This window comes from Frateuria defendens, from assembly GCF_001182895.1.
In the GTDB taxonomy this organism is placed as follows: Bacteria; Pseudomonadota; Gammaproteobacteria; order Xanthomonadales; family Rhodanobacteraceae; genus Frateuria_B; species Frateuria_B defendens.
In genome coordinates this window covers 1-324 of record NZ_LFQR01000240.1, presented here as the reverse complement: position 1 = coordinate 324, position 324 = coordinate 1, and the positions used below count along the sequence as shown (strand labels likewise).

Annotated in this window: 1 pseudogene; it reads left to right on the top strand. The window is 64.5% G+C overall.

The annotated features are described in order from the left end of the window. Window positions 1-43 precede the first annotated feature (43 nt). Window positions 44-324 (top strand): annotated as a pseudogene (locus ACH65_RS20150) (ankyrin repeat domain-containing protein); the annotation flags it as partial.

The following is a 324-nucleotide window of genomic DNA, read 5'->3' as shown; positions in this document are numbered from 1 at the left end:
GGACCGGCGCTACCATCGCCATATGACTGCCTAGGGACGGCGCATGCCAAAACGGTTTCTATCGCTTGCCTGCCTGCTGCTGGTCTTCGCGCTGGATGGCTGCGATATCTCGCCGCCTTCGCCCGCGCAGCAGTCGAAATACTCGCTCGACCGAGTCTTCAAGGATCCCCGGGCGCAGGCCCTGGCGTTGGCGGCGGAGCAGGGTAATGCACAGGAAGTGCAGCGGCTGATGAAGCAGGAGCACGTCGATCCGGACGTGATCTTCAGCGACGACGACAGCGGCATGCCGCTGGTCGCCTGGCCCGTGTTCACGCTCAACCCGGC